The sequence below is a fragment of the Pseudomonas sp. MWU13-3659 genome (assembly GCF_023757525.1).
In the GTDB taxonomy this organism is placed as follows: Bacteria; Pseudomonadota; Gammaproteobacteria; order Pseudomonadales; family Pseudomonadaceae; genus Aquipseudomonas; species Aquipseudomonas entomophila_E.
Genome location: NZ_JAMSHW010000002.1, coordinates 475703 through 500724, shown reverse-complemented (window position 1 = coordinate 500724; position 25022 = coordinate 475703). Strand labels below are relative to the sequence as shown.

At 64.5% G+C, this 25022-nt stretch carries 24 protein-coding genes and 1 pseudogene; 19 read left to right on the top strand and 6 right to left on the bottom strand.

Annotation, left to right across the window (positions count from 1 at the left end; genetic code table 11):
* Window positions 1-38: 38 nt before the first annotated feature.
* Window positions 39-908, top strand: coding sequence for a LysR substrate-binding domain-containing protein (locus tag NGM28_RS05010; protein WP_011533607.1), 870 nt, complete (start codon window positions 39-41; stop codon window positions 906-908).
* 647 nt (window positions 909-1555) lie between these two features.
* Window positions 1556-1930 (top strand): DUF2784 domain-containing protein, encoded by a 375-nt coding sequence (locus NGM28_RS05005; protein WP_252088897.1) that lies wholly within the window; start codon window positions 1556-1558, stop codon window positions 1928-1930.
* Here NGM28_RS05005 and tam read toward each other — a convergent pair.
* Both tam and NGM28_RS04995 read right to left on the bottom strand, forming a co-directional pair.
* The gene (tam, locus tag NGM28_RS05000; RefSeq protein WP_252088896.1) at window positions 1907-2683 is read right to left on the bottom strand and encodes a trans-aconitate 2-methyltransferase; all 777 of its coding nucleotides are present in this window, start codon (window positions 2681-2683) and stop codon (window positions 1907-1909) included. The two genes, NGM28_RS05005 and tam, sit on opposite strands and share 24 nt — an antisense overlap.
* Before the next feature lie 114 nt (window positions 2684-2797).
* Window positions 2798-4207: an amino acid permease gene (locus tag NGM28_RS04995; protein WP_044488010.1), complete on the bottom strand. Its 1410-nt coding sequence runs from the start codon at window positions 4205-4207 to the stop codon at window positions 2798-2800.
* Between the two features lie 432 nt (window positions 4208-4639).
* Between NGM28_RS04995 and NGM28_RS04990 the strand changes: the two genes are divergently transcribed.
* From NGM28_RS04990 to NGM28_RS04960, 7 genes and pseudogenes are all read left to right on the top strand, one after another.
* A complete protein-coding gene (locus NGM28_RS04990) occupies window positions 4640-6064 on the top strand; it encodes an aminotransferase-like domain-containing protein (RefSeq protein WP_252088895.1) in 1425 nt (474 codons plus the stop codon).
* A 114-nt stretch (window positions 6065-6178) separates the two neighbouring features.
* Window positions 6179-6382, top strand: coding sequence for a hypothetical protein (locus NGM28_RS04985; protein ID WP_252088894.1), 204 nt, complete (start codon window positions 6179-6181; stop codon window positions 6380-6382).
* 221 nt (window positions 6383-6603) lie between these two features.
* Entirely contained in the window at window positions 6604-7089 is a 486-nt protein-coding gene (locus tag NGM28_RS04980) for an Hcp family type VI secretion system effector (RefSeq protein ID WP_252088893.1), read from the top strand.
* The gene (locus tag NGM28_RS04975; protein ID WP_252088892.1) at window positions 7086-7799 is read left to right on the top strand and encodes a DUF4225 domain-containing protein; all 714 of its coding nucleotides are present in this window, start codon (window positions 7086-7088) and stop codon (window positions 7797-7799) included. Before NGM28_RS04980 ends, NGM28_RS04975 begins: the two co-directional genes overlap by 4 nt.
* Window positions 7796-8080 carry a hypothetical protein gene (locus NGM28_RS04970; protein ID WP_252088891.1) on the top strand — a complete coding sequence of 95 codons (285 nt, stop codon included), beginning with the start codon at window positions 7796-7798 and terminating at the stop codon, window positions 8078-8080. The genes NGM28_RS04975 and NGM28_RS04970 overlap by 4 nt, the downstream gene beginning before the upstream one ends.
* A gap of 523 nt (window positions 8081-8603) precedes the next feature.
* Window positions 8604-9764, top strand: a complete 1161-nt coding sequence (locus NGM28_RS04965) for an acetyltransferase domain-containing protein (protein ID WP_252088890.1) — start codon at window positions 8604-8606, stop codon at window positions 9762-9764.
* A gap of 16 nt (window positions 9765-9780) precedes the next feature.
* A pseudogene (locus NGM28_RS04960) lies at window positions 9781-11124 on the top strand (OprD family porin).
* 126 nt (window positions 11125-11250) lie between these two features.
* Here the strand turns inward: NGM28_RS04960 and NGM28_RS04955 are convergent.
* Window positions 11251-12183 carry a LysR family transcriptional regulator gene (locus tag NGM28_RS04955; RefSeq protein ID WP_252088889.1) on the bottom strand — a complete coding sequence of 311 codons (933 nt, stop codon included), beginning with the start codon at window positions 12181-12183 and terminating at the stop codon, window positions 11251-11253.
* Between the two features lie 114 nt (window positions 12184-12297).
* On the opposite strand from NGM28_RS04955, the gene NGM28_RS04950 reads away from it, so the two are divergent.
* Complete coding sequence (locus tag NGM28_RS04950; protein WP_252088888.1) at window positions 12298-12555, top strand: DUF2790 domain-containing protein; 258 nt, start codon at window positions 12298-12300, stop codon at window positions 12553-12555.
* 112 nt (window positions 12556-12667) lie between these two features.
* Entirely contained in the window at window positions 12668-13972 is a 1305-nt protein-coding gene (locus NGM28_RS04945; protein WP_252088887.1) for an MFS transporter, read from the top strand.
* 133 nt (window positions 13973-14105) lie between these two features.
* On the opposite strand, the gene NGM28_RS04940 is transcribed toward NGM28_RS04945, so the two are convergent.
* Window positions 14106-14801 (bottom strand): tRNA (adenine(22)-N(1))-methyltransferase, encoded by a 696-nt coding sequence (locus tag NGM28_RS04940; RefSeq protein ID WP_286088894.1) that lies wholly within the window; start codon window positions 14799-14801, stop codon window positions 14106-14108.
* Between the two features lie 169 nt (window positions 14802-14970).
* Here NGM28_RS04940 and NGM28_RS04935 point away from each other — a divergent pair, with 169 nt between their 5' ends.
* Entirely contained in the window at window positions 14971-15351 is a 381-nt protein-coding gene (locus tag NGM28_RS04935; protein WP_011533591.1) for a RidA family protein, read from the top strand.
* A 42-nt stretch (window positions 15352-15393) separates the two neighbouring features.
* Here the strand turns inward: NGM28_RS04935 and NGM28_RS04930 are convergent, their stop codons facing one another.
* The gene (locus tag NGM28_RS04930) at window positions 15394-15936 is read right to left on the bottom strand and encodes a helix-turn-helix domain-containing protein (RefSeq protein WP_240063592.1); all 543 of its coding nucleotides are present in this window, start codon (window positions 15934-15936) and stop codon (window positions 15394-15396) included.
* Window positions 15937-16090: 154 nt separating this feature from the next.
* Here NGM28_RS04930 and NGM28_RS04925 point away from each other — a divergent pair, with 154 nt between their 5' ends.
* From NGM28_RS04925 to NGM28_RS04900, 6 genes are all read left to right on the top strand, one after another.
* Complete coding sequence (locus NGM28_RS04925; protein ID WP_240063591.1) at window positions 16091-16873, top strand: aldolase; 783 nt, start codon at window positions 16091-16093, stop codon at window positions 16871-16873.
* Between the two features lie 33 nt (window positions 16874-16906).
* On the top strand, window positions 16907-17800 hold the full coding sequence (locus tag NGM28_RS04920; RefSeq protein WP_240063590.1) for a dihydrodipicolinate synthase family protein: 894 nt from the start codon (window positions 16907-16909) through the stop codon (window positions 17798-17800).
* A gap of 184 nt (window positions 17801-17984) precedes the next feature.
* Complete coding sequence (locus NGM28_RS04915) at window positions 17985-18302, top strand: DUF2388 domain-containing protein (protein WP_240063589.1); 318 nt, start codon at window positions 17985-17987, stop codon at window positions 18300-18302.
* A 104-nt stretch (window positions 18303-18406) separates the two neighbouring features.
* Window positions 18407-18814 carry a DUF2946 family protein gene (locus NGM28_RS04910; protein WP_240063588.1) on the top strand — a complete coding sequence of 136 codons (408 nt, stop codon included), beginning with the start codon at window positions 18407-18409 and terminating at the stop codon, window positions 18812-18814.
* A 75-nt stretch (window positions 18815-18889) separates the two neighbouring features.
* Window positions 18890-21043 (top strand): TonB-dependent receptor, encoded by a 2154-nt coding sequence (locus NGM28_RS04905; protein WP_252088885.1) that lies wholly within the window; start codon window positions 18890-18892, stop codon window positions 21041-21043.
* A 183-nt stretch (window positions 21044-21226) separates the two neighbouring features.
* Entirely contained in the window at window positions 21227-22015 is a 789-nt protein-coding gene (locus tag NGM28_RS04900; protein ID WP_252088884.1) for a DNA/RNA non-specific endonuclease, read from the top strand.
* Between the two features lie 229 nt (window positions 22016-22244).
* On the opposite strand, the gene NGM28_RS04895 is transcribed toward NGM28_RS04900, so the two are convergent.
* Window positions 22245-23456, bottom strand: coding sequence for a multidrug effflux MFS transporter (locus tag NGM28_RS04895; RefSeq protein WP_252088883.1), 1212 nt, complete (start codon window positions 23454-23456; stop codon window positions 22245-22247).
* A 92-nt stretch (window positions 23457-23548) separates the two neighbouring features.
* Between NGM28_RS04895 and pdxR the strand changes: the two genes are divergently transcribed.
* Complete coding sequence (gene pdxR, locus NGM28_RS04890) at window positions 23549-24976, top strand: MocR-like pyridoxine biosynthesis transcription factor PdxR (protein WP_252088882.1); 1428 nt, start codon at window positions 23549-23551, stop codon at window positions 24974-24976.
* Window positions 24977-25022 lie beyond the last annotated feature (46 nt).

Below are 25022 nucleotides of genomic sequence, written 5' to 3'. Positions count from 1 at the left end.
ATTTCACTCATAAGCCCAGCTTGTAACAGGAGTGTTCAATGTCGGTCTCCCACGCTCAACTCAAGGCCTTCCACGCCGTCGCCGAACAGGGCAGCTTCACCCGCGCGGCCGAACGGCTGTTCCTCACCCAGCCGGCGGTGTCCGACCAGGTGCGCAAGCTGGAGGAGCGCTTCGGGGTATTGCTGTTCCACCGCAACAAACGCTCGGTGCAACTGACCGACCTGGGCGAGCGCCTGCTGGGGGTGACCCAGCGCCTGTTCGCCTGCGAGGCCGAGGCTGTGGAGCTGCTACAGGATTCCCGTGCCCTGCACACCGGCAGCCTGGTGCTGGCGGTGGATGCCCCGGTGCACGTGCTGCCGCAGATTGCACGTTTCTGCCAGCGCTACCCGGGCATCCAGGTGAAGATCGAGACCGGCAACACCGACGAGTCGCTGGCCCGGCTGTTCAGCTACCAGGCCGACCTTGCCCTGCTGGGGCGTGATGTGGATGACGAGCGCCTGTATTGCGTGCCGATGCGTCGGGACCCTATGGTGGCGTTCGTTTCGCATCAGCACCCGTGGGCCAGCCGTGGCGAGATCAGCCTGGCGGACCTGGACGACACGCCGCTGGTGCTGCGCGAGCCGGGGTCGGTGACGCGGCAGACGCTGGAAGAGGAAATGCAACGGGCCGGGTTGCGCATTCGCCCGGCGATCCAGGTGGAAGGCCGGGAGGCGGCGCGCGAGGCCGTGGTGGTGGGGATTGGCGTGGGGGTGGTGTCGGCGGCGGAGTTCGGGGCCGATGCCCGGGTTTGTGCCTTGCCGATTGTCGATTGCCAGCGGCACCTGACCGAGACGCTGGTGTGCCTGAGCGAGCAGCGCACGCGGCGGGTGGTGGCTACGTTTCTGGAGATGGTGCGGGAGGGGCTTTGATTTGGGCTTCGGTTTCGGCTTTGGCTTCAGCTTTCAGAGTTTGGGTTTGGAGTTTTGTAAGCATATCCATTGGCGATGGAGACGCTGATTCACCTTTGCGCCCTACGGCCATCCCTTTCAAGGTCTTTGGACGCAGGGGGCGTGACCGCATCAGGGCCGCCAGATGCCCGCCGGGATTCTTGCAGCGTCTATCAGATCGAGCGCCGCCCGCGCGGCGCATCGCGGATGAATCCGCTCCTACATTCGTTGCAACGTGGCCATGACCGATAGGCCATGGTTGTTCGCCTTGTTTGTACGACGCGGTTTTTCGGCTGGCGCTGCCGCCGCCTCGCCCGGCTCACGCCATGCGCCAAGGCTGGCAACCATGGCCTGACAGGTGCGGCACGTTGCAACCGATGTAGGAGCGGATTCATCCGCGATGCGCCGCGCGGGCGGCGCTCGATCTCATAGGCGCTGTAACGCTAACGTCGAACACCTTGAAAGGCCTGGCCGTAAGGGCGCAAAGGTGACTCTGCGTCAACAATGCAAACGGATATGCCCACAAACACAAAAACCAACTAACGACTCAGGAACTCAGGAACTCAGGAACTCAGGAACTCAAATACAATGCACCCCAAACATACCCGACTACCCCCAAGGCCCCACCCATGCTCTACCGCCTAGCCGCCGACACCCTGGTCCTGTCCCACCTGTCCTTCATCCTGCTGGTCCTGTTCGGCGGCCTGCTGGCGCTCAAGCACCGCCGTGCCCTGTTCATCCACCTGCCCGCTCTCGCCTGGGGCCTGGCAGTGGAAGGCCTGCACCTGGAGTGCCCGCTCACCGCCTGGGAGAACCGCCTGCGCGCCGCTGCCGGCGACAGCGGATACCCCGGCGGATTCGTCGAGCACTACATCTGGCCAGTTATCTACCCAGCCGGGCTCACGCCACAGATCCAGCTTTGGCTCGGCACCTTCGTCCTGCTGCTCAACCTGGGAATCTACGGCTACGTGTTCTGGTGCCTAGCGCGTCGCCACCACGAATAACCGCGGGAACGGCAACAGCACCTTGCCATCGCTGGCCGGCGGATAATCATGCTGCATGGCCTGCAGGTACAACTGCAGGAAGTCCGCCTGCTCCTGCTCATCCAGCCTGGCCAGGTACGGCCGCAACGCCGAACCCTTGAACCACTCGACGACCGCCTCGGCGCCCCCCATCAACGGGTGGTGGTAGGTGGTGCGCCACACATCCACCCGCGCGCACAGCGGGCTGAGCAAGTCGTAGTAGAACGCCGCGCCATGTCGGGGCGGCAAGCTGAAGTCGGCGAACTTGTCGGCCCACGGCCCCCGGCTGGCAATCTCGCGCAACTGGCGGTGAGCAGGTTCGTCGAGGTTGTCGGGCGTCTGCACGGCCAGGCTGGCCCCTTCGCTCAACTGCCGCACCAAGTGCGGGTAGAGGCTGCCATGCTCCGGCAGCCACTGCAGCGAAGCGTTGGCGAGGATCAGGTCCTGTGGCTCCTGGGCAACCCAACTGGCGATATCGGCAATATCGCAGCGCACCCTCGGCACACTCAGGCGCGGGCGCTGCCGGGCCTTGTCGATCATGTCCGGGTCGCGGTCCAGCGCGGTCACCTGGGCATCAGGGTGGCGCTGCAACAGCACTTCGGTGGAGTTGCCCGGGCCGCAGCCCAAATCAGTGGCATGGCGCACCGGACGCGGCGGTACCGCGGCCAGCAAGTCGCGCACGGCGCGGGTGCGTTCATCTTCGAAGCGTGAGTACTGGGTGGCGGACCAGGCCATGGGCGGGCTCCTTCGATGGCAGATGCGTGCAGCATAAGCCAAGTCGCCACCACAACGAACGAAAACGGCCGGACTCCCTGGAGGGATCCGGCCGTTTCATGCAACGCCTGAGGCTTAGTGACGCTTGGCGCTACGGATCTGGTGCACCACGCCCATGGCCACCACGATGGCCGCGGCGATGCCGGTGGAGATCACCAGGATCTGGTAGTCAGGCATGAACGCCATGGTCACCAGGGCGGCCACGATGAACACGATCACCAGGTAGGTCAGCCAGGGGAACAACCACATTTTCAGGCGCACTTCCTTGCCCTCGGCGATCAGCTTGCGGCGCATGCGCAGTTGCGAGAAGGCGATCACCAGGTACACCAGCAGGGCAATCATGCCGGTGGTGTTCATCAGGGTTTCCAGCACGTCTTTCGGGCGCAGGGTGTCGCTGAAGTTGATCAGTGCGCAGAACACCGCCACCAGGCACGAACCGATGATCGCGTTCACCGGTACACCGGTGCCGGTGCGGGTGAACTTGAACAGACGTGGCGCGTCGCCACGCTGGGCCAGGGAGAACAGCATGCGCGAGGCGGTGTAGTGGCCGGAGATCAGGCAACTGCTCACCGAGGTCAGCACCACGAAGTTCATCAGCAACTCGGCATAGGGCACGCCCAACAACTCCAGGGTGCGGCGGTAGGCGCCGTAACCGGAGACACCCAGCTGCGGGTCGTTCCACGGCACCAGGCAGACGATCAGGAAGATCGAGCCCACGTAGAACAGGCACACACGCCACACCACCGAGTTGGTGGCCTTGACGATCTGGGTGGCCGGGTCCTTGGCCTCGGAGGCGGCGATGGTGACGATCTCGGCGCCCAGGAAGGCGAACATCACCCCCAGCAGCGCGCCGATCACCGTGGTGATGCCGTTGGGCATGAAGCCTTCGGCGGTCAGGTGGCTGATGCCGCGCACTTCACCGAACTGCCAGACGTTCATGACTGCGGCGGTGCACACCACCAGGAAACAGACGATCGCCACCACCTTGATCAGCGCGAACCAGAACTCGAACTCACCGTAGTGCTTGACGTTGAAGAAGTTGACGGTGATCAGCAGCAGCGTGGTGGCCAGCACGAACACGTTGACGCTGACGTCGGGGAAGAAGCCATGCAGGATCTTGCCGGCGACATAGGCCTCCCAGGCCATCAGGATCACCCAGTACCACCAGTACAGCCAGCCGATGGTGAAACCGGCCCAGCGCCCGATGGCACGGTCGGCGTAAGTGGAGAACGAGCCGGTGTCCGGCGAGGACGTCGCCATCTCGCCCAGCATGCGCATGATCAGCACCACCAGGATGCCGCCGGCCAGATATGCCAGGACGGCGGCTGGGCCGGCGCTGTGGATCACGCTGCCGGAGCCGACGAACAAGGCGCCGCCGATCACCCCGGCGATGGACATCATCGTCAGGTGGCGCGACTTCAACGAGGCACTGAGTTTGCTCTCGTGCCCGTCCTTCGCAGTGGTGGATGTGGATGTAGCTTCCATCAGTTAAATACCCCGTGCTTCTTTTTATCCAAGGAAAAACTGTGAAACCCCGATGGCTATCGGTCTCACCTGTACATCAGTGCGGGCAGGGAGGTGTGCGGTGCACACGCAGGCCATCCGTGGCGGCCTGCTTACGCGGCCAGAGGCAACCCTCTGGGCGAACTGAACCATGCGGGGGACGGACGCTGGGGGTCCGGCCACGCGGGAAGAAGGTGCGGGGCGGGCCCCGACGGCAAAGCAGCGATGTTGTGATTATTCATGGCGCTGATACGTGCTGTGTTGGCTATATCTGACACGTAATGTAAAAATGTCGAACACATTGAGCCATGCACAGCGGCATGAAAAACGCACTGCACTGTACAGGCCGCCGATCCAATACACCCGCGATACCCCTGCCGGCGCCTGGCGTCCCGCACACCTGAAGGCCCCCGAATGCTCCAGCTCCATCCGGACTCCTCCACCCCGCTGGTCAACCAGATCATCGACGGACTGCGCGCGCTGATCGACGACCAGACCCTCAAGCCTGGGGCGAAGGTGCCGTCGATCCGGGCGTTCGCCGCCACCTACTCGGTGAGCACCTTCACCGTGGTCGAGGCCTACGACCGGCTGGTGGCCCAGGGGTTGCTGGTGAGCAAGGGCAATGCGGGCTTCTTCGTCAATCGTGCAGCGAACGAGCTGCTGGACAAGCACAACGTCGAGGCCGACACCACCCGCCCCACTTTCAATTCCGAGTGGTACCTGCAACAGATCTTCGAGATCCGCCAGTTGCCGTTCAAGCCAGGTTGCGGCTGGCTGCCCAACGACTGGATGTACGAGGAAGGCCTGCGTCGCGGCCTGCGCCAGGTGGCCGGCAGCCCGCTGGAGCTGTCCGGCTATGGTGACCCGCTGGGCCTGCCGGAATTGCGTACGCTGACCGCGCAGAACCTGCAACAGGAACTGTCGATCGTCGCCAACCCGGCGCAGCTGATGCTCACCCACGGCGCCAGCCAGGCCCTGGACCTGGCCGTGCGCACCCTAGTGCGCCCGGGCGATGTGGTGCTGGTGGACGACCCCGGCTACCCCAACCTGATGAGCATCCTGCGCACCCAGGGCGCCACCCTGATCGGCGTGCCACGCACCCCGGCCGGCTACGACCTCGATCACCTCGAACGCCTGCTGGCGCACCACCGCCCCACCACGTTCTTCACCCAGCCGCACCTGCACAGCCCGACCTGCTCGCGCACCCCGCTGGCGCAGTTGCACCGCCTGCTGCAACTGGCCAGCCAGCACGGTTTCCGCTTGGTGGAGAACAACCTCTACGCCGACATGATCGCCGACCCGCTGCCGTGCCTGGCGAGCCTGGACCACCTGCAGCAAGTGGTGTATGTCGGCAGCTATTCGAAAAGCATCTCGCCCAACGTGCGGGTCGGCTACCTGCTGGCCAACCCGGAGCTGACCCAGCAGTTGCTGCACCTGAAGATGCGCTCGGGCCTGACCACCTCGCAGGTGATGGAGCGGGTGGTGTACGCCGCGATCATCGACGGCCGCTGGCGCAAGCACCTCAAGCGCCTGCGCCAGCGCCTGGCCGAAGCGCACCAGGAAGTGGGCCGGCACCTGCACCGACTGGGCTTCGAGCTGTTCATCGAGTCGGACGAAGGGATGTACATCTGGACCCGCCATCCGGCGATACCGGACAGTGCGGCGCTGCTCGATGACGCCATGGAAAAAGGCATCATGCTCGGCCCCGGGCAGTTGTTCATGGTCGATGCCAAGGCGACCGGGTGGATGCGTTTCAATGTGGCGTTCAGCGCCGACCCTGCGATGTGGGAGTTGCTGGAGAAGGTGCTGGTCAAGCACGTGCGCCGCGGGGCGCTGTGACAATAGCCGTTTTGACCTAGCCTACCCGTACTATTGAGGCCGAAGCAGGTGCCCACCTAGATTGTCACTGCGTTGTGCAGGAGCACGGCGCGCAGACAATCAAGGAGAAACCCCATGTTCAGGTTCAAGACTGCGGAAGCCGAAAAAACCACTGCCAGCAGTGCCCCTCAGGTGCTGAGCGAGGCCGATCTGGAACTCGTCTCGGGTGGCGATGCCTTTAATGACATTGGCATGAATTGGGCGAACGACCCCTTCGTGCGCCTGAAGTACAGTGGCATCAGCTGGCCGAAGGGCGGTGCCCAGTGGTGGGCCAAGTAGCGCTCGTCGCGGTGGGGCGCATGGCGCCCCCTTGCTCTGGCAATCAAGGGAATCCCCATACTCAAGTACACCTGGCACGCTTGTGCGATGGCTAACAGCCTATAGCACTTAGGTGCAATAAACAGAGCGTTCCGCGCCCGGTGAATATTTGGGAAGCGTCTGGCATACAACCTGTTCTCGTTTTCGTAGGCTGCATCCCTTGTCTACAGGGAGAGCAGACCATGGCGTTCAACGGCTACATGAATATCAAAGGCCATCGACAGGGGTTGATTTCGGCGGGGTGCAATACCCAGCCATCCATTGGCAACAAATGCCAGCTTGTGCACCAGGACGAAATAACGGTGCTGTCCTTCAATCACGCTATTGCCACCCCTGATACCAACCAACGTGCTGTGCATCAGCCCGTGGCGATCACCAAGCACATCGACAAAGCCACACCCTTGCTGGCCCAGGCCGTAGACAGCCGGGAAGTGGTCGACTGCGATATCCAGCTGTACCGCATTCATTCGGCGGGCCATCGGGAGAAGTACTTCTCCGTGCGGCTGGAGGGCGCGGTTGTCGTCCGCCAGGAGCTGGACGTGCCCCACGCGACGCTCTTGACCGACCAGGATGCCGAGGAGCGGCTGCTTATCAGCTATCGGGCCATCAGCTGGATTCATCACGCTGCCGGTACCACCGGGTACGCCACGTGGGGGGAAGAGCTATGAGCCAGCGCGAAGAATATGGTGGGCGGCTGGATGAGGCGTATTGGGAGGTGAATGCGGCGGCGTCTCGGTTGATCAGTTATGGCTGTGGGGTCAGTGCCAAATACCTGAGCGATCGGCGGGCGCGGATGCAGTTCAATCGGGAACTGGCTTATTACGCGCGGCGGGTGATGGATGATGTGTATGAGCGACGGATCAGCCCGGAGCAAGGGCTGGAGCGGATTCTGGCCGAGAAGAAAAGTCTTTACTCGCAAGCGTCGCGGATACTTACTCAGTTGGGAGGCATGGCTGGCGGTGCCTCGCAACTGGCTACTGGGTTAGGGAGCTGCATAGGGAGTCTCGGCTCCACATGCGCGATTCACGGGGCGCCGTTGATCATGCATGGGGGTAATAACCTCTACGAGAATGCCCAGGGTCTCTACGAAGGTCGAACTGATGTGGTCGGGCCTGTGAGGGAATTCTATCAGGATGCAGCTAAGAGCCTGGGGTATAGCGAGCGGGATGGGAATCTCGCGTACTACACGGCGGATCTTTTCCTGTCGGGGCGGGCGATGTGGCGAAAGGTTCCAAGGCGAGATGCATGGCGGCTATATCGATATATGGATGCTGACAAAGAACGAAAAATAAAACAGCTAGGTAAGGGAGGGCTTGCAGTCGAGCTTTCCACATCTGGCCTGACAATTAAACAGTGGGTGGATGAGTACACGAAATGAAGCTGCTTCTTCTGGGGCTTTTTTCGATGTGTGATGTCGTAATTAGCTTATTTCTGAATAGATTCGTTTTTAAGGATATGGATGGATTTTTGCAGTTTTTAGGGTCGTTATTATTCCACGGCTTTATGGGCGGCGTTTATATTGAAATGTTGGGTGGGGAGGGGCTTATCCAATTTCCCTACAATTCGATAACTGATTTTGGTTTCTGGCTCGTGGTTTTCCTTACTGTGACAATGTTTCTTTTCCATATTTGGGCTATGACCTCGCGAAGCGTTGACTGATCCCAAGTTTTGGCCATGTGTAGAGGGGCCTGTCAGGAAAGGCTATCAGGAGGTCTCGAAGCGATTTATATCGAGCGGGAGGGGCACTGGCCTACTTGGCAACCGATGAGGCGCTGTCGGCGGGTGCGTTGTTAGGGTCTCTTCTAAAAGCGAATACACGGAGGTTCTACAAGTACTATTCCGCTGATAAATAATTGGCGGTGAAGCAGATGAGTAGATCAGCAGTTTTTATGGAGGGGTTTACAAATGGCGCGACCACATTCCAGTTCAAAGCAGAGTTCAAGAAGTGAGTATGTTTGAGATTTCCGATGTGGAAATTCACCTAATGTGGAACGGAACCAGCGCATGAGTCGGGTGGAAGGGGCGTTTATCGAGGCATTGCGCCAGAATTTGGAATAGAGGTCTTCGGGGGCGGCCTTTTCGCCGGCAAGGCCGGCTCCTACCTCTATCCAGGCGCCCAGAAAAAGATATAGGATAACATTTCATTCGGCATTCATTCCCATCCTTCAGCGACCCCTCCTCGATGACTAGCGCCCCGCCCTCCCTCCTCTCCCAGCGCCTGCAGAGCATCGATGCCCTGCGCGGCCTGGTGATCCTGTTCATGCTGCTGGACCACGTGCGGGAAACCTTCTACCTGCACCGCCAGGTCAGCGACCCTATGACCATCGATGCCACCGACCCCGGTTTGTTCGCCAGCCGTACGCTGGCACACCTGTGCGCGCCGGTGTTCGTGCTGCTCACCGGGTTGTCCGCCTGGCTCTACGGCGAAAAACACCAGGGGCGTGGCGATGTCGCCGCCTTCCTGTTCAAGCGTGGGTTGTTCCTGGTGGTGCTGGAGTTCACCCTGGTCAACTTTGCCTGGACCTTCCAGTTGCCGCCGAGCGTGATCTACCTGCAGGTGATCTGGGCCATCGGCCTCAGCATGATTGCCCTGTCGCTGCTGGTGTGGCTGCCGCGGCCAGCGCTGGTGCTGGTTGGCGTGGCGATCATCGGCGGGCACAACCTGCTCGATGGCCTGCACTTCGACGCCACATCAGCGCTGCATGTGCCGTGGGCGATCCTGCATGACCGTGGCTGGCTGGCGGTTGGCGAGCATTTGCGCCTGCGCACCTCCTACCCGGTGCTGCCCTGGATCGGGGTGATTGCCCTGGGCTACGGCCTGGGTCCGTGGTTCGCCCGCGGCGGCAGCGCCAGCCAGCGTCAACGGCACTTGCTTGTGGCCGGTGCCGGCGCCCTGCTCGGCTTTGTCGCGCTGCGTGTACTCAATGGCTATGGCGAAGCGCCGTGGAGCGTGTACCCGAACACCACCCAGACCCTGATGAGTTTCTTCAACATCACCAAGTACCCACCGTCGCTGTTGTTCCTGACCCTGACCCTGGGTTTGGGCCTGCTGTTGCTGCGCGGCTTCGAACGCGCCGGCAGCGCTCGCTGGATCGGCATGCTGGCCGTGTTCGGCGCCGCGCCGATGTTCTTCTACCTGCTGCACCTGTACGTGTTGAAGCTGCTGTACCTCGCAGGCGTCGCCCTGTTCGGCCTGAACCAGGGGGCTTATTTCGGCTTCGACGGCATCGGCGCGGTGTGGCTGGTCGCGGTGCTGCTGGCGCTTGCGCTCTACCTGCCGGTGCGCGGGTTCGCGCGTCTCAAGGCACGCCGCCGCGATATTGCCTGGCTCAAGTACTTCTGACCCGGGGAGCTTGACCATGCCGCTGCGCCGCTTCGCCCTTGCCCTGCCCATGCTCGGCCTCAGCCCCCTGGCCCTGGCCGACTCCGCCCAGTCGCAGGCCAGGGGGCTGCTTGAAGACAGCACCTGGAGCCTGCTCAACCGCAGCGTCTTCGACCAACGCGACTACCGCCACGGTGGACGCAACAACGCCGCGCGCAACACCTACAAGCCACGTGCCGAACGCAACGGCAAGGGCGAGGAATGGGCCTACGGCTTGATGGGCTCATTCAGCTCCGGCTTCACCCAGGGCCTGATCGGCGTCGGCTTCGACGCCCACGCCTACCAGGGCGTGCAGCTCGACAGCGGCGGTGGCCGCGCGGGCAAGGCGCGCCTGCTCGGGGTCGACAACCAGGGCCATCCCAAGGACGCGTACAGCCGTGGTGGTGGCGCGGTGAAACTGAGGATGTCGAACACGGTGCTGGCGTATGGCGAACAACGCGTGAAAACGCCGGTGTTCAGTTCCTCCGACAGCCGTCTGCTGCCCGAGACCGCCACCGGCTGGTTTCTCACAAGCAACGAAGTCGACCGGTTCAAGCTGGTCGCCGGGCACTTCAACGAAAGCACCGACCGCAATGCCTCGAGCCACGGTCAGGGCTTCGTGGTCAATTATTCCAATGGCCGCCAGGGCGGTGCGTTCGACCTGGCCGGGGCGGTGTGGAGCCCGACCAACAGCGTCAGCGCCAGCCTCTTCACCTCGCGCTACAAGGACACCTGGCGCCAGCATTACCTCGGCGGCACCCTCAGCCACGCCATCGACGACCAGCGCAGCGTCAGCCTCGACCTGAACCTGTATCGCACCACCGACATCGGCAAGGCGTTGTCAGGAAGCATCGACAACACCACCTGGAGCCTGGTGTCCCGCTATGCCCAGGGGCCGCACACGCTCAGCCTGGGTTGGCAGCAGGTGGCCGGCAACACGCCATTCGACTAAGTCACCCGCGGGGCGGTCTTCCTTGGCAACGCGGTACAGCTGTCCGACTTCAATGCGCCCAACGAGCAGTCATGGCAGGCGCGCTACGACCTGAACCTGGGTGCCTATGGCGTGCCTGGGCTGAGCCTGACAGCGCTGTATGTGCGCGGGTTCGACATCGATGGCGGCCATGTCGACCGCAGCGGTGGCTACGCGTACCTGGGCTATGGCGAGGGTGGCAAGCATTGGGAGCGGGACCTGGAGGCACGCTACGTGGTGCAGGGTGGCACAGCCAAGGGGCTGGCGATTTCACTGAGGCACAACGTACACCGCGGGAATGCGGCCCAGGCGGAGCTGGACGCGGAGCAGATCAGGTTGGCGGTGGAGTATCCGCTGGCTGGCACCTGGTGAAGATTGTGCTGAACCTGTAGGAGCCGGCTTGCCGGCGAACCGGGCGACGCGGTGGCTGGCACCGGCGTTGCCGGTGTTCGCCGGCAAGCCGGCTCCTACAGGCGGGTGTCGTTCAACAGGCAGGCCCTAACGCCAATAACGCGGCTCGTCCGCCACCCGCTGGTGCTCCTGGAACAACACCGGCAACTGCTCCTTGAGAAAATCCAGCCAGGTGCGCACCTTGGCGTCCAGGTAGTGCCGCGACGGGTAGATCGCATAGATCTCGCGCTGACGCAGCCGGTGAGGCGCCAGCAAACGGCACAGGCGGCCCTCCTCCATCGCCTGGCTGGCCGAATAGTACGGCAGCAGCCCCACCCCCATGCCCAGCTCGGTGGCCTTGAGCATCGCGTCGGCGACGTTGGTGAGGAACGTGTCCTGCGGCACGATCACACACGTCTCCGACGCCTGCTCGAACGACCAGTCTTCCTCGAACAAAGGGTCGACCGTACGCAGGCAGACGTGCTCGTGCAGGTCTTCCGGGTGCTTGGGCACGCCGTGGCGGGCCAGGTAGTCGGGCGAAGCGCAGAGAATACTGTGGATGCTGCCCAGGGGAATGGCGATCAGTTGCGAGTCCGGCAGCCCCTGGCCGATGGTGATCACCACGTCATGGCCTTCAGCCAACGGGTCGGGGTTGCGCTGGGAGAGCGTCAACTCCATCACCACCTCGGGGTTGGCGCCGTTGTAGCGGGCCACCAGCGGCATCATCAGCAACCCCAGGCCATGGGTGCAGTGAAAGCGCAAATGGCCGCGCGGCGTGAGATGGGCGCCGCGCGCCTCGTCCATGGCTTCTTCGGTAAGCAGCATGATCTGCCGCGAGCGCTCGAGAAAGCGTTCGCCCGCCTCGCTCATGCGCAGCCTGCGGGTGGTGCGGTGCAGCAGGCGGGTCTGCAGCTGGTTCTCGAGCTCCGCGACGATCCGCGACACCTGGGCCGACGAGATGTCCAGCGCGTTGGCCGCCGCAGCAAAGCTGCCACATTCCACTACCCGGGCGAAGGTGCGCATCGCATGCAGCATATCCATGAGGCGTCGCTCTCATTCATACATGAAAGGCAGGAATCTATCACGGGATAGACCATTTATTGTGAAACGTAAATGAATCAATCATAGGCACATCCCGAGAAAGAGGAACCTGCCATGAAACGTTCGATCGCACTGGTCGCCCTGACCGCCACCCTCGCCTCGTTCGGCGCCCTCGCCGCTACCGACAGCCAGGCCGAAGCCGCCCGTTACGAATACGGCATGCCGCTGGACATTGCCAAGGTCATCTCCATCACCCCGGCCAGCAACGCCGAGGATTGCCAGGTGGGCACCGCGCACATGGTCTACGTCGACCACCAAGGCCAGACCCGCGAAATCGACTACCGCCAGATGGGCAACTGCTCGCAGCTGTAAGCCACGCCCGGAACGCGAGGGAAAAATACCAGCCATCTTGCTGAAAGTGCATTTGCCCCCCTCGCCCGCCGCCGCATGATCCTCCAGGACAACAACAAGAACGTCCTGGACCATGAACACGATAAAAACCTGCGCCGTACCGTCCGCGCACTTGCCGGACGCCACCCATGCCCGCATCACCTGGCGGCTGATGCCGTTGCTGCTGGTGTGCTACCTGTTCGCCCACCTCGACCGCATCAACATCGGCTTCGCCAAGATGCAGATGAGCGCCGACCTGGGTTTTTCCGACACGGTCTACGGCCTTGGCGCCGGCCTGTTCTTCATCGCCTACGCGCTGTTCGGCGTGCCCAGCAACCTGGCCTTGGACCGGGTCGGGCCACGCCGCTGGATCGCCAGCCTGATGGTGGTCTGGGGCCTGCTGTCCACGGGCATGATGTGGGTACAGGACGCCACTGGCTTCTATGCCCTGCGGTTCTTGCTTGGGGTGGCCGAAGCGGGGTTCTTCCCCGGCATCCTGGTGGTGCTCAACCGCTGGTACCCGGCGCGGCGGCGGGCCCAGGTCACTGCGCTGTTCGCCATCGCCGTGCCCCTGGCCGGGGTGGTCGGCGGGCCATTGTCCGGCGGCATCCTCCAAGCGTTCCACGATCAGGGCGGCTTGCGCGGCTGGCAGTGGATGTTCCTGATCGAAGGCCTGCCTGTCGTGCTGCTGGGGCTGGTGGTGCTCAAGACGCTGCCAGACAGTTTCGAGCAGGTCGACTGGCTGAGCACGGAGCAAAAGCAAGCCTTGCGCGCAGAGATCGACCGTGAGGAACGGCACAAACCCATCGCTTCGCTCGCAGGGCTCTTCACCGACCGACACGTGTGGTTGCTGGTGGCGGTCTACTTCGCCGTGATGCTGGCGGTGAACACCTTGGCGTTCTGGATGCCGAGCCTGATCCACGGCGCCGGGATCGGCAGCGACGGCCAGGTCGGCCTGCTCAGCGCCGTGCCTTACCTGGCCGGCTGCCTGTTCATGCTCGCCTGCGGACGCTCGTCGGACCGCCGTCGCGAGCGGCGTTGGCACCTGTGCCTGCCGTTGCTGATGGCGGCCGCAGGTATCGCCCTGGCCGGCTTGGCGCCAGGCAATGCCGCGCTGGTGATGAGTGGGCTGGTGCTGGCAGGCATGGGTGCCAGCGCCGCGTTGCCGATGTTCTGGCAATTGCCCCCGGCGTTCCTGTCCGGGGGCGCCCAGGCGGCGGGCATCGCGATGATCAGCTCGTTCGGCAGTATCGCCTCGTTCCTGGCGCCTTACCTGATCGGCTGGATGCGCGATGCCACGCAGAGCCCGGGGTTGGCGCTGCAGGTGCTGGCGGTGGCCATCGTGCTGGGTGGGGGGTTGGTGCTGAAGGTGCCAGCAGAGGTGGTCAACCCGCACTGAGCGATTTTTGAAGGTGCTGGGGGCGCTACGCGCCCGTTCGCGGCACAAGGCCGCTCCTACAGGAAATCGCGCTCTTCTGTAGGAGCGGCCTTGTGCCGCGAACGGGCTGCGTAGCAGCCCCAGTCATCGCAAATCAGGCCAGCAGCTCGCTGATCCAGCGGGCCTGGCGGCTGATGTCGTCAAATTTGTCCTGCGGCACCGCCTGGCGGGCACGGGTGAAGTTGGCCAGGGTCTGCTGCTTCTGGCGCAGCATACGCTGCCACTTGAACAGGAACGCCGGGCTGCGCTCCTGCATCAGCAGCGGCCCGAAATACAATTGCTCGGCGCTGTAAGACGGCACCTCGCCCCGTTCAGCGACGATGATCTCGTAGTCGAAGCGATTCTCCCGCAGCACTTCCTCGCCGAGGATGCGATAGCCGTTGTCCGCCAGCCATTGGCGCAGCGGCTGTTCGCCACCGTTGGGCTGCAGCACCAGCCGCTCCTGGCCATGCAAGTGCTGCTTGCCCGCGTCGAGGATGGCGCAGATGGTCTCGCCACCCATGCCACACATGCTGACGGCGGTGATGTCATCAGCCGGCTCGATGGCGGCCAGGCCGTTGGCCTGGCGCACGGTGATGCGGTCTTCGAGCCCATTCTCGCGCACGGTGCGTTGCGCCGAGAGAAACGGGGTCAGCGCCACTTCGCCGGCCACCGCAGCGGTGATCGCGCCACGGCGCATCAACGCCACCGGCAGGTAGCCGTGGTCGGAGCCGATATCGGCCAGTCGCGCCCCCTCGGGCACATGCGCGGCCACGCGTTGCAGACGCATGGACAAGGTGTGTTCGTTCAACGGCAGCCTCATTTCACAACCAGGATCCGGCGTCGATGGCCGGAGCGGCCCGCGATTCTGCCGAGCCCGGCCGGACTTTTCAAATCCGCGCGACCGGAGCCCCGACTCGACCCGCCCCGACCGCTCGCGTAGGCTTGCCGTTTTCCTTCCGTCGCAAGGCAAATACCCCATGGCAAACGCAGACATCATCTTCACCCCGGACCCGGACGCCGATTCCATTTCTTCCGACGTCGCCGAATACAACGGCGTGCTGGTCAGCACCCAGATCCCTGTACACGCCGACGGCAGCCTGGAGCTGGGCGACATCACCACGCAATGCGAATGCACCCTGCAGGCGCTGAAGGTCGCCCTGGAGCGCGCCGGCAGCTCGATGGACCGGGTACTGCACCTGACCATCTACCTGACCGACATGGCCGACCGCCCGGCGTTCAACGAGGTGTACCAGCGCTTCTTCAGCAAGCCGTGGCCGGTGCGTGCGGCGGTCGGCGTCGCCTCGCTGGCTTTTGAAGGCATGCGTGTGGAAGTGACGGCGATGGCGGCCAAGGGCTGATCGACCGAAGGTTCGCCGGCCAGCCGGCGAACCACCCCGCCCTCAGCCTTCGCCGCCCTGCACCACCACCAGCAACTGAGCCTGGCGCTCACCGACCGAACGCAGGCGATGCGGCGTCTGGGCGTTGAAGTGCAAGGCATCCCCCGCCTCCAGCAGCACCCGCTCACTCATGAAGTCCACCTCCACCTGCCCCTCGTGGACGAACAGGAATTCCTCGCCCTCGTGCGCCTTGAACGTCGGGTCGCTGAATTCGGTCGGCGGCTGGATCAGGAACGGCAACAAGCTGCGCTGCCCCACCTGCGAGGTCAGCACCGCATACCCCGGCCCTTCGTCGCTGCCCACCAGGGCCTGGCGCTCGCCGCGGCGCACCAGGCTGTAGCGCGCCTGGCCGGTGTGCTCGCCGTCGAACAACTCCTCGACATTGACGTTCAGCGCCCGCGCCAGTTTTAGCGCGGCGGCAATCGAAGGCGTGTTCAGGCCACGCTCGACCTTGGACAGGTAGCTCTTGGTCATGCCGGACTTTTCGGCCAGCACCTCGAGGGTGATCCCCAGTTTCTTTCGCAGCAGTTTCAGTCGAATGGACATGTGACGCGGGTTTCCCGAACAAACGCACTTGCTTATGACACTTTGTGTCATATAGGATTATTTGTGTCATCAGTTGATCGCCCCTCCACCGTCGAAAGCAAAGGGGCGAGCCAGCCATGACATCCACCGTCACGCCACAGAGGATAGACCCCCAATGGCCAATACCCTGACACACAGCAAAGACCAGCTGGTGCAAAAAGCACTGAAACAGATGCAAGGCTCGCTCGCGGATAATACGTGGACCGTACGCGAAAAGCTGGCCCTGACCTGCCGAATTCTCTTCGACCATGGCCACGACTCGGGCCTGGCCGGGCAGATCAGCGCCCGAGGCCCGCAACCGGGCACCTTCTACACCCAACAACTGGGCCTGGGCTTCGACGAGATCACGGCCGGCAACCTGCTGCTGGTCAACGAAGACCTCGAAGTGCTGGAGGGCGAAGGCATGCCCAACCCGGCCAACCGCTTCCACAGCTGGGTGTACCGCGCCCGCCCGGACGTCAACTGCATCATCCACACCCACCCCACCCATGTCGCCGCGTTGTCGATGCTCGAAGTGCCCCTGGTGGTCTCGCACATGGACCTGTGCCCGCTGTACGAAGACTGCGCGTTCCTCGAAGCCTGGCCCGGTGTGCCGGTGGGCAACGAGGAAGGCGAGATCATCAGCAACGCCCTGGGCGACAAGCGCGCCATCCTGCTGTCGCACCACGGCCAGCTCTCCACCGGCACCAGCATCGAGCAGGCCTGTGTCTACGCCCAACTGATCGAACGCGCCGCGCGCCTGCAATTGCTGGCCATGGCCGCCGGAACCGTCAAGCCGATCGACCCGGCGCTGGGCCGCGACGCCCATGACTGGATCGACCGCCCCAAGCGCCACGGCGCAGCCTTCAACTACTTCGCCCGGCAGTGCCTGCGCCAGCACGCCGACTGCCTTGCCTGACCCTCTTTTGCCTTGCTTGCGGAGACATCCAGAATGACTACTCGATTCCACGGCATCATCGGCTACACCATCACCCCGTTCAGCCAGGACGGCGCGCAGCTCGACCTGCCTGCGCTGGGCCAGTCCATCGACCGCCTGATCGCAGGCGACGTGCAGGCCATCGCGCCCTTGGGCAGCACTGGCGAAGGTGCCTATCTGAGCGACAGCGAATGGCAGCAGGTCGCCCAGTACAGCCTCGAACGCATCGCCAGGCGCGTGCCCAGCATCGTCAGCGTCTCCGACCTGACTACCGCCGGTGCCATCCGCCGCGCGCGTTTCGCCCAGCAACACGGCGCGGACGCGGTGATGGTGCTGCCGTCGGCTTACTGGAAGCTCAGCGAAGCCGAGATCGTGCAGCACTACCGGGCCATCGGCGCCGCCATCGACCTGCCGATCATGCTCTACAACAACCCCGCCACCAGCGGCACCGACATGCCCGTGGAGCTGATCCTGCGCATCGTGCGCGAGGTGGACAACGTGACCATGGTCAAGGAGAGCACCGGCGACATCCAGCGCATGCACAAGCTGCAGCTGCTTGGCGAGGGGCAGGTGCCGTTCTACAACGGCTGCAACCCGCTGGCGCTGGAGGCCTTCGTCGCGGGTGCCACGGGGTGGTGCACGGCGGCGGCCAACCTGATTCCCGCGCTCAACCAGCGGCTGTACCAGGCGGTGCTGGCGGGTGACCTGGAGCAGGCCAGGGCGTTGTTCTACCGTCAGTTGCCCCTGCTGGACTTCATCCTCAAGGGCGGCTTGCCGGCCACCATCAAGGCCGGCCTGGGATTGACCGGGTTGCCGGTCGGCGAGCCTCGGCGCCCGGTGTTCGGGTTGGATGAAGCAGGTAGGACGAAGTTGCTGGCGCTGCTTGATGGGTTGAACATCACGCGTTGATCTAGCCAGCCTCGATGAAAAAGGCATTGGGGGCCTGGCACCGGCCTTGCCGGTGTTCGCCAGCAAGGCTGGCTCCTACAGGGTCATGCGGTGGGTTCGGTTTTCTGTGGAACTCCGGCCCCGCCCCACCGCTCTTAACATCATGCAGTAACTCCCATTGGCCTCACCTTCCGGAGGACTCGCCATGCGCCCCTTACTGCTCGCTTCATCGCTGCTGCTCCTGTTGCCCGCCGGTGCCGCCCTGGCCCGCGTCGATGCCGGTGACGTCGCCACCTCGGCGGGCATCTCCGCCTCGCTGTACTCCACCTTCAAGGACGATAAGCGCATCATTCCGGCCCGCGACGAGCTGTCGGCCTTCGTCGCCAGTGGCGGCGCGATTCGTGGCGCCTACCTGGAATCGGCACTGGCGCAGGCTCGCCATGACAACCCGGGGTTGCAGATCAGCGACGAGGAACTGGCCAAGGCGCTGCTGTCGCAGGATGACTCCGCGGTCGGCCAATGACACCTTGAGCGGCCGAGGCCTGGGGCTCGTCCAAGCCTCGCTGCGACAATCCGCCACAGCATGGCGCGAAGCACGCCATCCATCCGGATGGTAGATTCGCCGCCATGAAAACCACCCGTCGGACACGTTCGCTGACCGCCTGGGCGCTGTATGCCAGCGTCCTGTTCAGCCTATTGCTGTGCGGCATGCACCACGGCCAGATGAGTGGCTTGCGCCTGTCCGGCCTCGAAGGTGGCTTCTGCTCGCTGGACAGTGAGCACGGCTCGGCCATCGACCTGGACGGTGCCGGGGGCGACCAGCACATGGCACAGCTCGATTGCCCGGTGTGCTCGTCCTTTGCCCTCGCGGTGCCGTTGGCCAGCGGTGGTTGGTCGTTCACTGCAGTGCAGGGCCACGCCCCTTCCCCGATTGTCGTGCGCAGCTGGGCACAGCCCCCGCCACGCTACCTGCGCCACGCCATCAATCCCCGCGCCTCCCCGCCTCTTTTCCCCGCAACCGAACCGTTCGCCTGACCCTTGGCCGACGCGCCCGTGCGTGCTCGCCAAGGCGGTCGGGCCTTGCCATGACCCTTGCGTGGAAAACACAACATGATCCGCAACACCTCCCTGGTGCTCCTGATGGGCGCCACCTGCACCTGTGCCTGGGCGCAAAACGCACCCGTCGAACTCTCTGCCACCACCGTCGACGGTGAGCGCGAAGCCCCCTCGGGCGTGCAACTGGACGAGCCGATCCGCACCGGCTCGCGCCTTGGCTTGACCGCTCGGGAAACCCCTGCCTCGGTAAGCGTTTCCGACCGCCGGGTGATCGAGCAGCGCGACGCCAAGGACACCCAGGACGTGATCAACGCCATGACCGGCGTCAACGCCTCGGCCAACCCGGGCTACGGCGGTTTCGTCACCTACCGGGGCTTCACCCAGAGCCAGGTGACCCAGCTCTACAACGGCATCAACCTGGGCTACAGCAGCGCCACCCGCCCGGTCGACGCCTGGGTGATCGACCGTGTCGAGCTGCTGGGAGGCCCGTCGTCGTTCCTGCACGGCGCTGGCTCCGTGGGCGGTTCGATCAACTACATCACCAAGCTCGCCAGCCGCGACCAGCAGACCGTCGACGGGCGCATCCGCTATGGCAGCTACGACGACGCCGAGTACACCTTCGGCATCAACCAGGCCCTGGCCAGCAACCCCGCCGACGCCCGTCATTTCGCCCGCCTGGACTTCAGCCGCAGCCAGGGCAACGGCTACATCGACCGCAACCAGCGCAAGACCGACAGCCTGGCCTTTTCCGTGCTCAGCGACCTCACTCCCGACCTCACCCACACCTTCGCCGTGGAGTACCAGGAGGACAAGGAAGACAGCCCATACTGGGGCTCGCCGATCCTGCCTGGGCGCAGCACCATGAAGATCGACAACAGCCGCCGCTTCGAAAACTACAACGTCGCCGACGGCCGCTACGAACAACGCGTGCGCTGGCTGCGCTCGATGCTCGACTACCAGTTCAGCGACAGCACCAGCGTGCATAACACCCTGTACCACTACAAAGCCGAGCGCGATTACCGCAACGTCGAGAACTATCGCTACAACGGCGCAGGCAACGTGGTGCGCGCCAGCCCCTACCTGCAACGCCACGCCCAGAGCGTGCTCGGCGACCGTGTCGAGTTGCGCCACGACAACAGCCTGTTCGGCCTGCCGACCCAGTGGGCCATGGGCCTGGACTGGTCACGCATGCGCCAGGACCTCTACCCCACCTCCAGCAGTTGGAGCGACGTGGTCGACCCGGACCATTTCGACCCCGGCAGCTTCGACGCCATCCCTGGCGTGAACCGTGGCCTCACCCGCCAGCGTCACCACGAAGTCGTCAACCGCGCCCTGTTCGCCGAGAACCGCCTGGCGCTGACCGATCGCCTGGCCCTGCTCACGGCCCTGCGCTACGACTACCTGGACATGGAGGTGAACAACTACGGTGCCGTCAGCCCCACGTCGCCCGCCTACTTCGAGCGGCGCTGGGAGCCGCTGTCCGGGCGGGTCGGCCTGACCTACGCACTGACCCCATCGGCCAGCGTCTATGTGCAATACAGCACCGCCGCCGACCTGCCGGCCGGCTCGCTGGCCGCAGCCACCTACTCCAACGTGGGGTTGTTCGACCTGTCCAAGGGTGAACAGTGGGAAGCCGGCAGCAAGTTCGACTTCCTCGATGGGCGCGGCGCGGCGACCGTGGCGGTGTACCAGATCGTGCGCAAGGACTTCGCCGTGCGCGACTCCAGCAACCCCAACCTGACTGTCCAGGCGGGCCAGCAGACCTCGCGTGGCATCGAGTTGTCCGGGCGCCTGCAGGTCACCCCGAAGCTGCTCGCCGAAGCCAACTACGCCTACGTCGATGCCCAGTACGATGAGTTCAACGAAGCGGTCAATGGCGTGTCGGTGTCGCGCAAGGGCAATGCGCCGGTCAACGTGCCGGCCAATGTCGGCAACCTGTGGCTGACCTACAGCTTCACCCCGGCCTGGTCGGCCGGCGTGGATGCACGCTATGTCGACTCGGTGTACGCCGACAACGCCAACACCCTCAAGGCCCCGGCCTACACCCTGTTCGGCGCCTTCGCCCGCTACCGCCTGGACGCGCACACCACCCTGACCGGACGGGTACGCAACCTCACCGACGAGGTATATGCCAAGCAGGCCTACGGCACCCAGTACTACATGGGCGCGCCACGCACCTTCGAGGTGGCGATGGACGTGCGCTTCTGAAGCCATGCAACCCCGTAGGAGCGGCTTCAGCCGCGATCACCCGCCCAGCAGGCGCCATACTCGCGCTCCTGGATGAGTGAAGCATTGGGCGCAGGTCGGTAGAATGCGCCCAACTGTTTGTTCCGCAAGGTATTTCCTTGCGGAGCAAGCTCGCCTTCGTTGTTCGTCCAAGGATGACGCGCCATGCGCCGTTTGCTGTTCCTGCTGTTCGTTCTCACCCTGACTTCCTGCGCCCCTCGGCTACCGTCCCCCACCCCACCCGAGACACTGCCTTCACCACCTGCCAAGCTCACCCTGCTCGACCGCGGCCGTTTCCAGCTCTGGTACGACTGCCAGCGTGGCGAGCCCCACCGCTTCACCTTCACCCTCGACCGGGACGAGGGCCACCTGGAGCGCAAGGACAACTTCCGCATCGATCGCGACCTGCCCCCGGGCTGCGTGGGCCAGCTGTCGGCCAAGGCCTATTCGCAGCCCAAGGGTTTCCACCGTGGTCACCTGGCGGCCAACAACCATTTCGATGACGACCGCGCGGCAATGGATGCCTCCAACCTGATGAGCAATATCGTCCCGCAGCTGGCCACGCACAATAGCCAGACGTGGTACCAGACCGAACTGCTCAGCGAATGTTATCGGGACCGGCATCCAACCAAGGTGATCGGCGGCGTGGTGTTCGGCCATGAAGGCGAGGCGCTGGCCAATGACTACTTCGCCCAGAGCCATGGCATCGCCACACCGGAGGTGTTCTGGAAGGTACTGTTGACCGAGGATGACGCTGGGCAGCCGCAAGTCATCGCCTGGTGGATCCCGCACCAGGCCGGGTTGGGCACCGACCTGACGCCCTACCTGCGCAGCGTGCGTGAGATCGAGACGCTGCTGGGGCCGGGCGAAGCACCGATAGATGTGCCTGAGGCGGTGAAGGACCAGCGTCCGGCGCATTCATGGCCGGTACCGACCGGTTGCGACCGGGAATGATGGAACGGTGTTGTTGCCAGTGTGCTGGGCGTTAGCCTGGCAGTGCTCTTGGGATCGAGCGCCGCCCGCGCGGCACATCGCGGATGAATCCGCTCCTACAGCGCCAACCGACAAACCCTCCCTGCCATAACTGGCCCGAAACATACCTGTATCCGCGATGCGCCGCGTGGGCGGCGCTCGATCTCATAGGCGCTGCAACCTTGTCGTCAAACCCCTTGAAGGTCTGGGCTCATTCCCCCGCCAGCAGCACGTGTTTCGCCCGAGCCCGTGGCCTGCTCGCGGTCACCCACAACACCCCCGGCAACAAGGCGCTCGCCGCCACCGTCATACCCACCATCGGCCATGCGCTACCGTCGGACCATACACCGGTCAGCGCGCTGCTCAGCGCCGTGAGCAGCATCTGCACGAAGAAGAACCCGCCCGAGGCCGTGCCGGCAATCGCAGCGAAGGGCTGCAGCACGGCCCACTGGCACGCCGGGATGATCAGCCCCACCGAAAGCATCACCGGCAACAGCGCCAGGGGCAGTGCCCACAGGCTCGCGTCCGCCAGTTGCAGGGCCAGCAGCCCTGCGCTGCCGGCCAGGTTGATGGCGCACCCAAGGGCGATCACCCGCTCGTTGCCCAGGCGTCGGACCAACGGGCCATAGCCGCGCGACCCTGCCGCATAGGCGGCCACTGTCCCGCCCAGCACCAGTCCATAGACTTGCGGCGACAAACCCAGGCCGTGTTGCAGCAGCAACGAAGATTCGCTGATGAAGGGAAAGTAACTGCAATAGGCGCAGCCGATCACCAGCGAGCTGCGCCAGAACACCCGACTGCCCAGCACCTGGCGCCAGGCGTGGCGCAGCCGTGGCGGTGGCGCATCGGCTGGGCGCGTTTCCGGCAGGTAACGAATCGCCTGCACCTGGCTCAGCAAGCCGATTATCAACAACCCGCCGAACAACCCGCGCCACCCCAGTACCTCCAGCAGCAGGCTGCCGAACACAGGTGCCAGCAGCGGCGCGATGGCCATGCCGCTGGACAGCAGCCCCAGCAGGCGCGCCTGGTCGTGCGCGGCAAACCGATCGCGCACCATCACCCTGGCCACCAGTGGCCCGCAACAGCCGCCCAGGGCCTGGAAGAAACGCGCGATGCACAGGCTCGGCAGGTCCACCGCCAGCAGGCAGCCCAGGGTGGCCACGCCATACAGGCCGAGCCCCGCCAGCAACAGGGGCCGCCGCCCCCAAAGGTCGCACAACGGCCCGGCCAGCAGCATGCACACGGCGTAGCCAAGCATGTAGGCGGTCAGGCTGAATTGCACCTGGGCGGGCGGCACCTCCAATGCCCGGGCCATCTGCGGCCAGGCCGGCAGGTACAGGTCCAGGGCGACACGGGGCAGGCACACCAACGCCAGCAGCAAACACGACCAGCCCCATGAGGTCAGGGGACGAAGGGTGAACATCGGCACAGCTCCACAAGCACAAGACGCTCGCAGGGTAGAGTGAAAGCGGTCTAGTATTCAGAGCCATTTGGCACGGAAATGAGTAGACCACTATGTCTCGCGGCAAGACTGCCCTGCCCCTCGACCTGCCGCTGCCTTCCACGCCTGGCCTCGGCAAGCAGCAAGGCGCCTACCAGGCGTTGCGCGACGCCATCCTCGAACGACGCCTGCTCGCGGGGGCGGCGCTGCCCTCCAGCCGTACCCTGGCGGCACGCTGGGGGCTGTCGCGCGGCACGCTGGAAGTGGTATTCGACCGTCTGCGCAGTGAGGGCTACATCGAACGGCGCAGCGGTTCCGGCAGCCGTGTCTGCGCCGTGGTGCCCGAGCATCTGCTCGGCGCGGGCAACGCCACACCGGCACTCGCGGCCAGCGGCATACCGTCCCCGCTGGAAACCCGGGTCCGTGCCGGCGTACCTTTCGTGGCCCGCTTGCCCGATCCCGCGCTGTTTCCCCCTCGGCAATGGGCGCAACTGCTGACCCAGGCCTTGAACGGCGCCTCGCCCGACCAACTCGCTCACGCCAAGGCGCAAGGCTCGCCTGCGTTGCGTGAGCAGTTGGCCGGTTACCTGGCCCAGCACCGTGGCATCGCCTGCTCGGCCGACGACCTGATCATCACCCATGGCATTCGCGACAGCCTGGAACTGGTCATCGCCACGCTCCTGCGCCCAGGCGATATCGCCGCCGTCGAAGACCCCGGCTACCCCGCCGCCGCCGCGCTGCTGCGCCAGGCCGGCGCCCAGGTGCGGGCAGTGCCGGTGGATGACGACGGGCTGCGCAGTGACGCCCTGCCCGGCTGCGGCGCCCGCCTGCTCTACCTCACGCCTGCGCACCAGGCACCGACCGGCGCCACCCTGCCGGTGTCGCGGCGCCTGGCGTTGCTGGACTGGGCACAGCGTGAACAGGCCTGGGTCATCGAGGACGACTACGACAGTGAGTTCAACTACAACAGCGCGCCATTGCCGGCGCTCAAGGCGCTGGACCAAGGTGACCGGGTGATCTTCTGCGGCTGTTTCAACAAGACCCTGTTCGCCGGCCTGCGGGTCGGTTACCTACTGGTCCCCAAGGCCTGGCGCACCGCCTTGCTGGCCCGTGTCGAACTGACCGGCCGCGCCGTCGGCGTGGCCGAACAGCTTGCCCTGGCCAGCCTGATCGAGCGCGGCGGCCTGCTGCGCCACCTGCGCACCGCCCGGCACACCTACCAGCAACGCCGCGACGCCCTGGCCGCCGTGCTGCAACAGCACGCGCCCGGGCGGTTCACCCTTCACGGCGACCATGCCGGCCTGCATTGCCTGCTGCGACTGCCCGCTGGCAGCGACGCGGACCACCTGTGCCAGCGGGCGGCGGAAGTCGGCTTGCACCTGCAACCGCTGCAGCGGTTCTGCATGGATGTGCGACCGCCACCGGCGATAGTGCTCGGCTACGCCTCCTTGACCCTTGCCCAAGTGCGCCATGCCGGCAGGCAACTGGCCGATCTGCTGTAGAGCGCCCGGCATGGCCTGAAAACGCGCCCGCCCCACAGGCGGCAAA

Excerpts from the sequence above, each read along its gene's own strand:
- NGM28_RS05010 (WP_011533607.1), top strand. The coding sequence starts at position 39 with ATGTCGGTCTCCCACGCTCAACTCAAGGCCTTCCACGCCGTCGCCGAA.
- NGM28_RS05005 (WP_252088897.1), top strand. The coding sequence starts at position 1,556 with ATGCTCTACCGCCTAGCCGCCGACACCCTGGTCCTGTCCCACCTGTCC.
- tam (WP_252088896.1), bottom strand. The coding sequence starts at position 2,683 with ATGGCCTGGTCCGCCACCCAGTACTCACGCTTCGAAGATGAACGCACC.
- NGM28_RS04995 (WP_044488010.1), bottom strand. The coding sequence starts at position 4,207 with ATGGAAGCTACATCCACATCCACCACTGCGAAGGACGGGCACGAGAGC.
- NGM28_RS04990 (WP_252088895.1), top strand. The coding sequence starts at position 4,640 with ATGCTCCAGCTCCATCCGGACTCCTCCACCCCGCTGGTCAACCAGATC.
- NGM28_RS04985 (WP_252088894.1), top strand. The coding sequence starts at position 6,179 with ATGTTCAGGTTCAAGACTGCGGAAGCCGAAAAAACCACTGCCAGCAGT.
- NGM28_RS04980 (WP_252088893.1), top strand. The coding sequence starts at position 6,604 with ATGGCGTTCAACGGCTACATGAATATCAAAGGCCATCGACAGGGGTTG.
- NGM28_RS04975 (WP_252088892.1), top strand. The coding sequence starts at position 7,086 with ATGAGCCAGCGCGAAGAATATGGTGGGCGGCTGGATGAGGCGTATTGG.
- NGM28_RS04970 (WP_252088891.1), top strand. The coding sequence starts at position 7,796 with ATGAAGCTGCTTCTTCTGGGGCTTTTTTCGATGTGTGATGTCGTAATT.
- NGM28_RS04965 (WP_252088890.1), top strand. The coding sequence starts at position 8,604 with ATGACTAGCGCCCCGCCCTCCCTCCTCTCCCAGCGCCTGCAGAGCATC.
- NGM28_RS04955 (WP_252088889.1), bottom strand. The coding sequence starts at position 12,183 with ATGGATATGCTGCATGCGATGCGCACCTTCGCCCGGGTAGTGGAATGT.
- NGM28_RS04950 (WP_252088888.1), top strand. The coding sequence starts at position 12,298 with ATGAAACGTTCGATCGCACTGGTCGCCCTGACCGCCACCCTCGCCTCG.
- NGM28_RS04945 (WP_252088887.1), top strand. The coding sequence starts at position 12,668 with ATGAACACGATAAAAACCTGCGCCGTACCGTCCGCGCACTTGCCGGAC.
- NGM28_RS04935 (WP_011533591.1), top strand. The coding sequence starts at position 14,971 with ATGGCAAACGCAGACATCATCTTCACCCCGGACCCGGACGCCGATTCC.
- NGM28_RS04930 (WP_240063592.1), bottom strand. The coding sequence starts at position 15,936 with ATGTCCATTCGACTGAAACTGCTGCGAAAGAAACTGGGGATCACCCTC.
- NGM28_RS04925 (WP_240063591.1), top strand. The coding sequence starts at position 16,091 with ATGGCCAATACCCTGACACACAGCAAAGACCAGCTGGTGCAAAAAGCA.
- NGM28_RS04920 (WP_240063590.1), top strand. The coding sequence starts at position 16,907 with ATGACTACTCGATTCCACGGCATCATCGGCTACACCATCACCCCGTTC.
- NGM28_RS04915 (WP_240063589.1), top strand. The coding sequence starts at position 17,985 with ATGCGCCCCTTACTGCTCGCTTCATCGCTGCTGCTCCTGTTGCCCGCC.
- NGM28_RS04910 (WP_240063588.1), top strand. The coding sequence starts at position 18,407 with ATGAAAACCACCCGTCGGACACGTTCGCTGACCGCCTGGGCGCTGTAT.
- NGM28_RS04905 (WP_252088885.1), top strand. The coding sequence starts at position 18,890 with ATGATCCGCAACACCTCCCTGGTGCTCCTGATGGGCGCCACCTGCACC.
- NGM28_RS04900 (WP_252088884.1), top strand. The coding sequence starts at position 21,227 with ATGCGCCGTTTGCTGTTCCTGCTGTTCGTTCTCACCCTGACTTCCTGC.
- NGM28_RS04895 (WP_252088883.1), bottom strand. The coding sequence starts at position 23,456 with ATGTTCACCCTTCGTCCCCTGACCTCATGGGGCTGGTCGTGTTTGCTG.
- pdxR (WP_252088882.1), top strand. The coding sequence starts at position 23,549 with ATGTCTCGCGGCAAGACTGCCCTGCCCCTCGACCTGCCGCTGCCTTCC.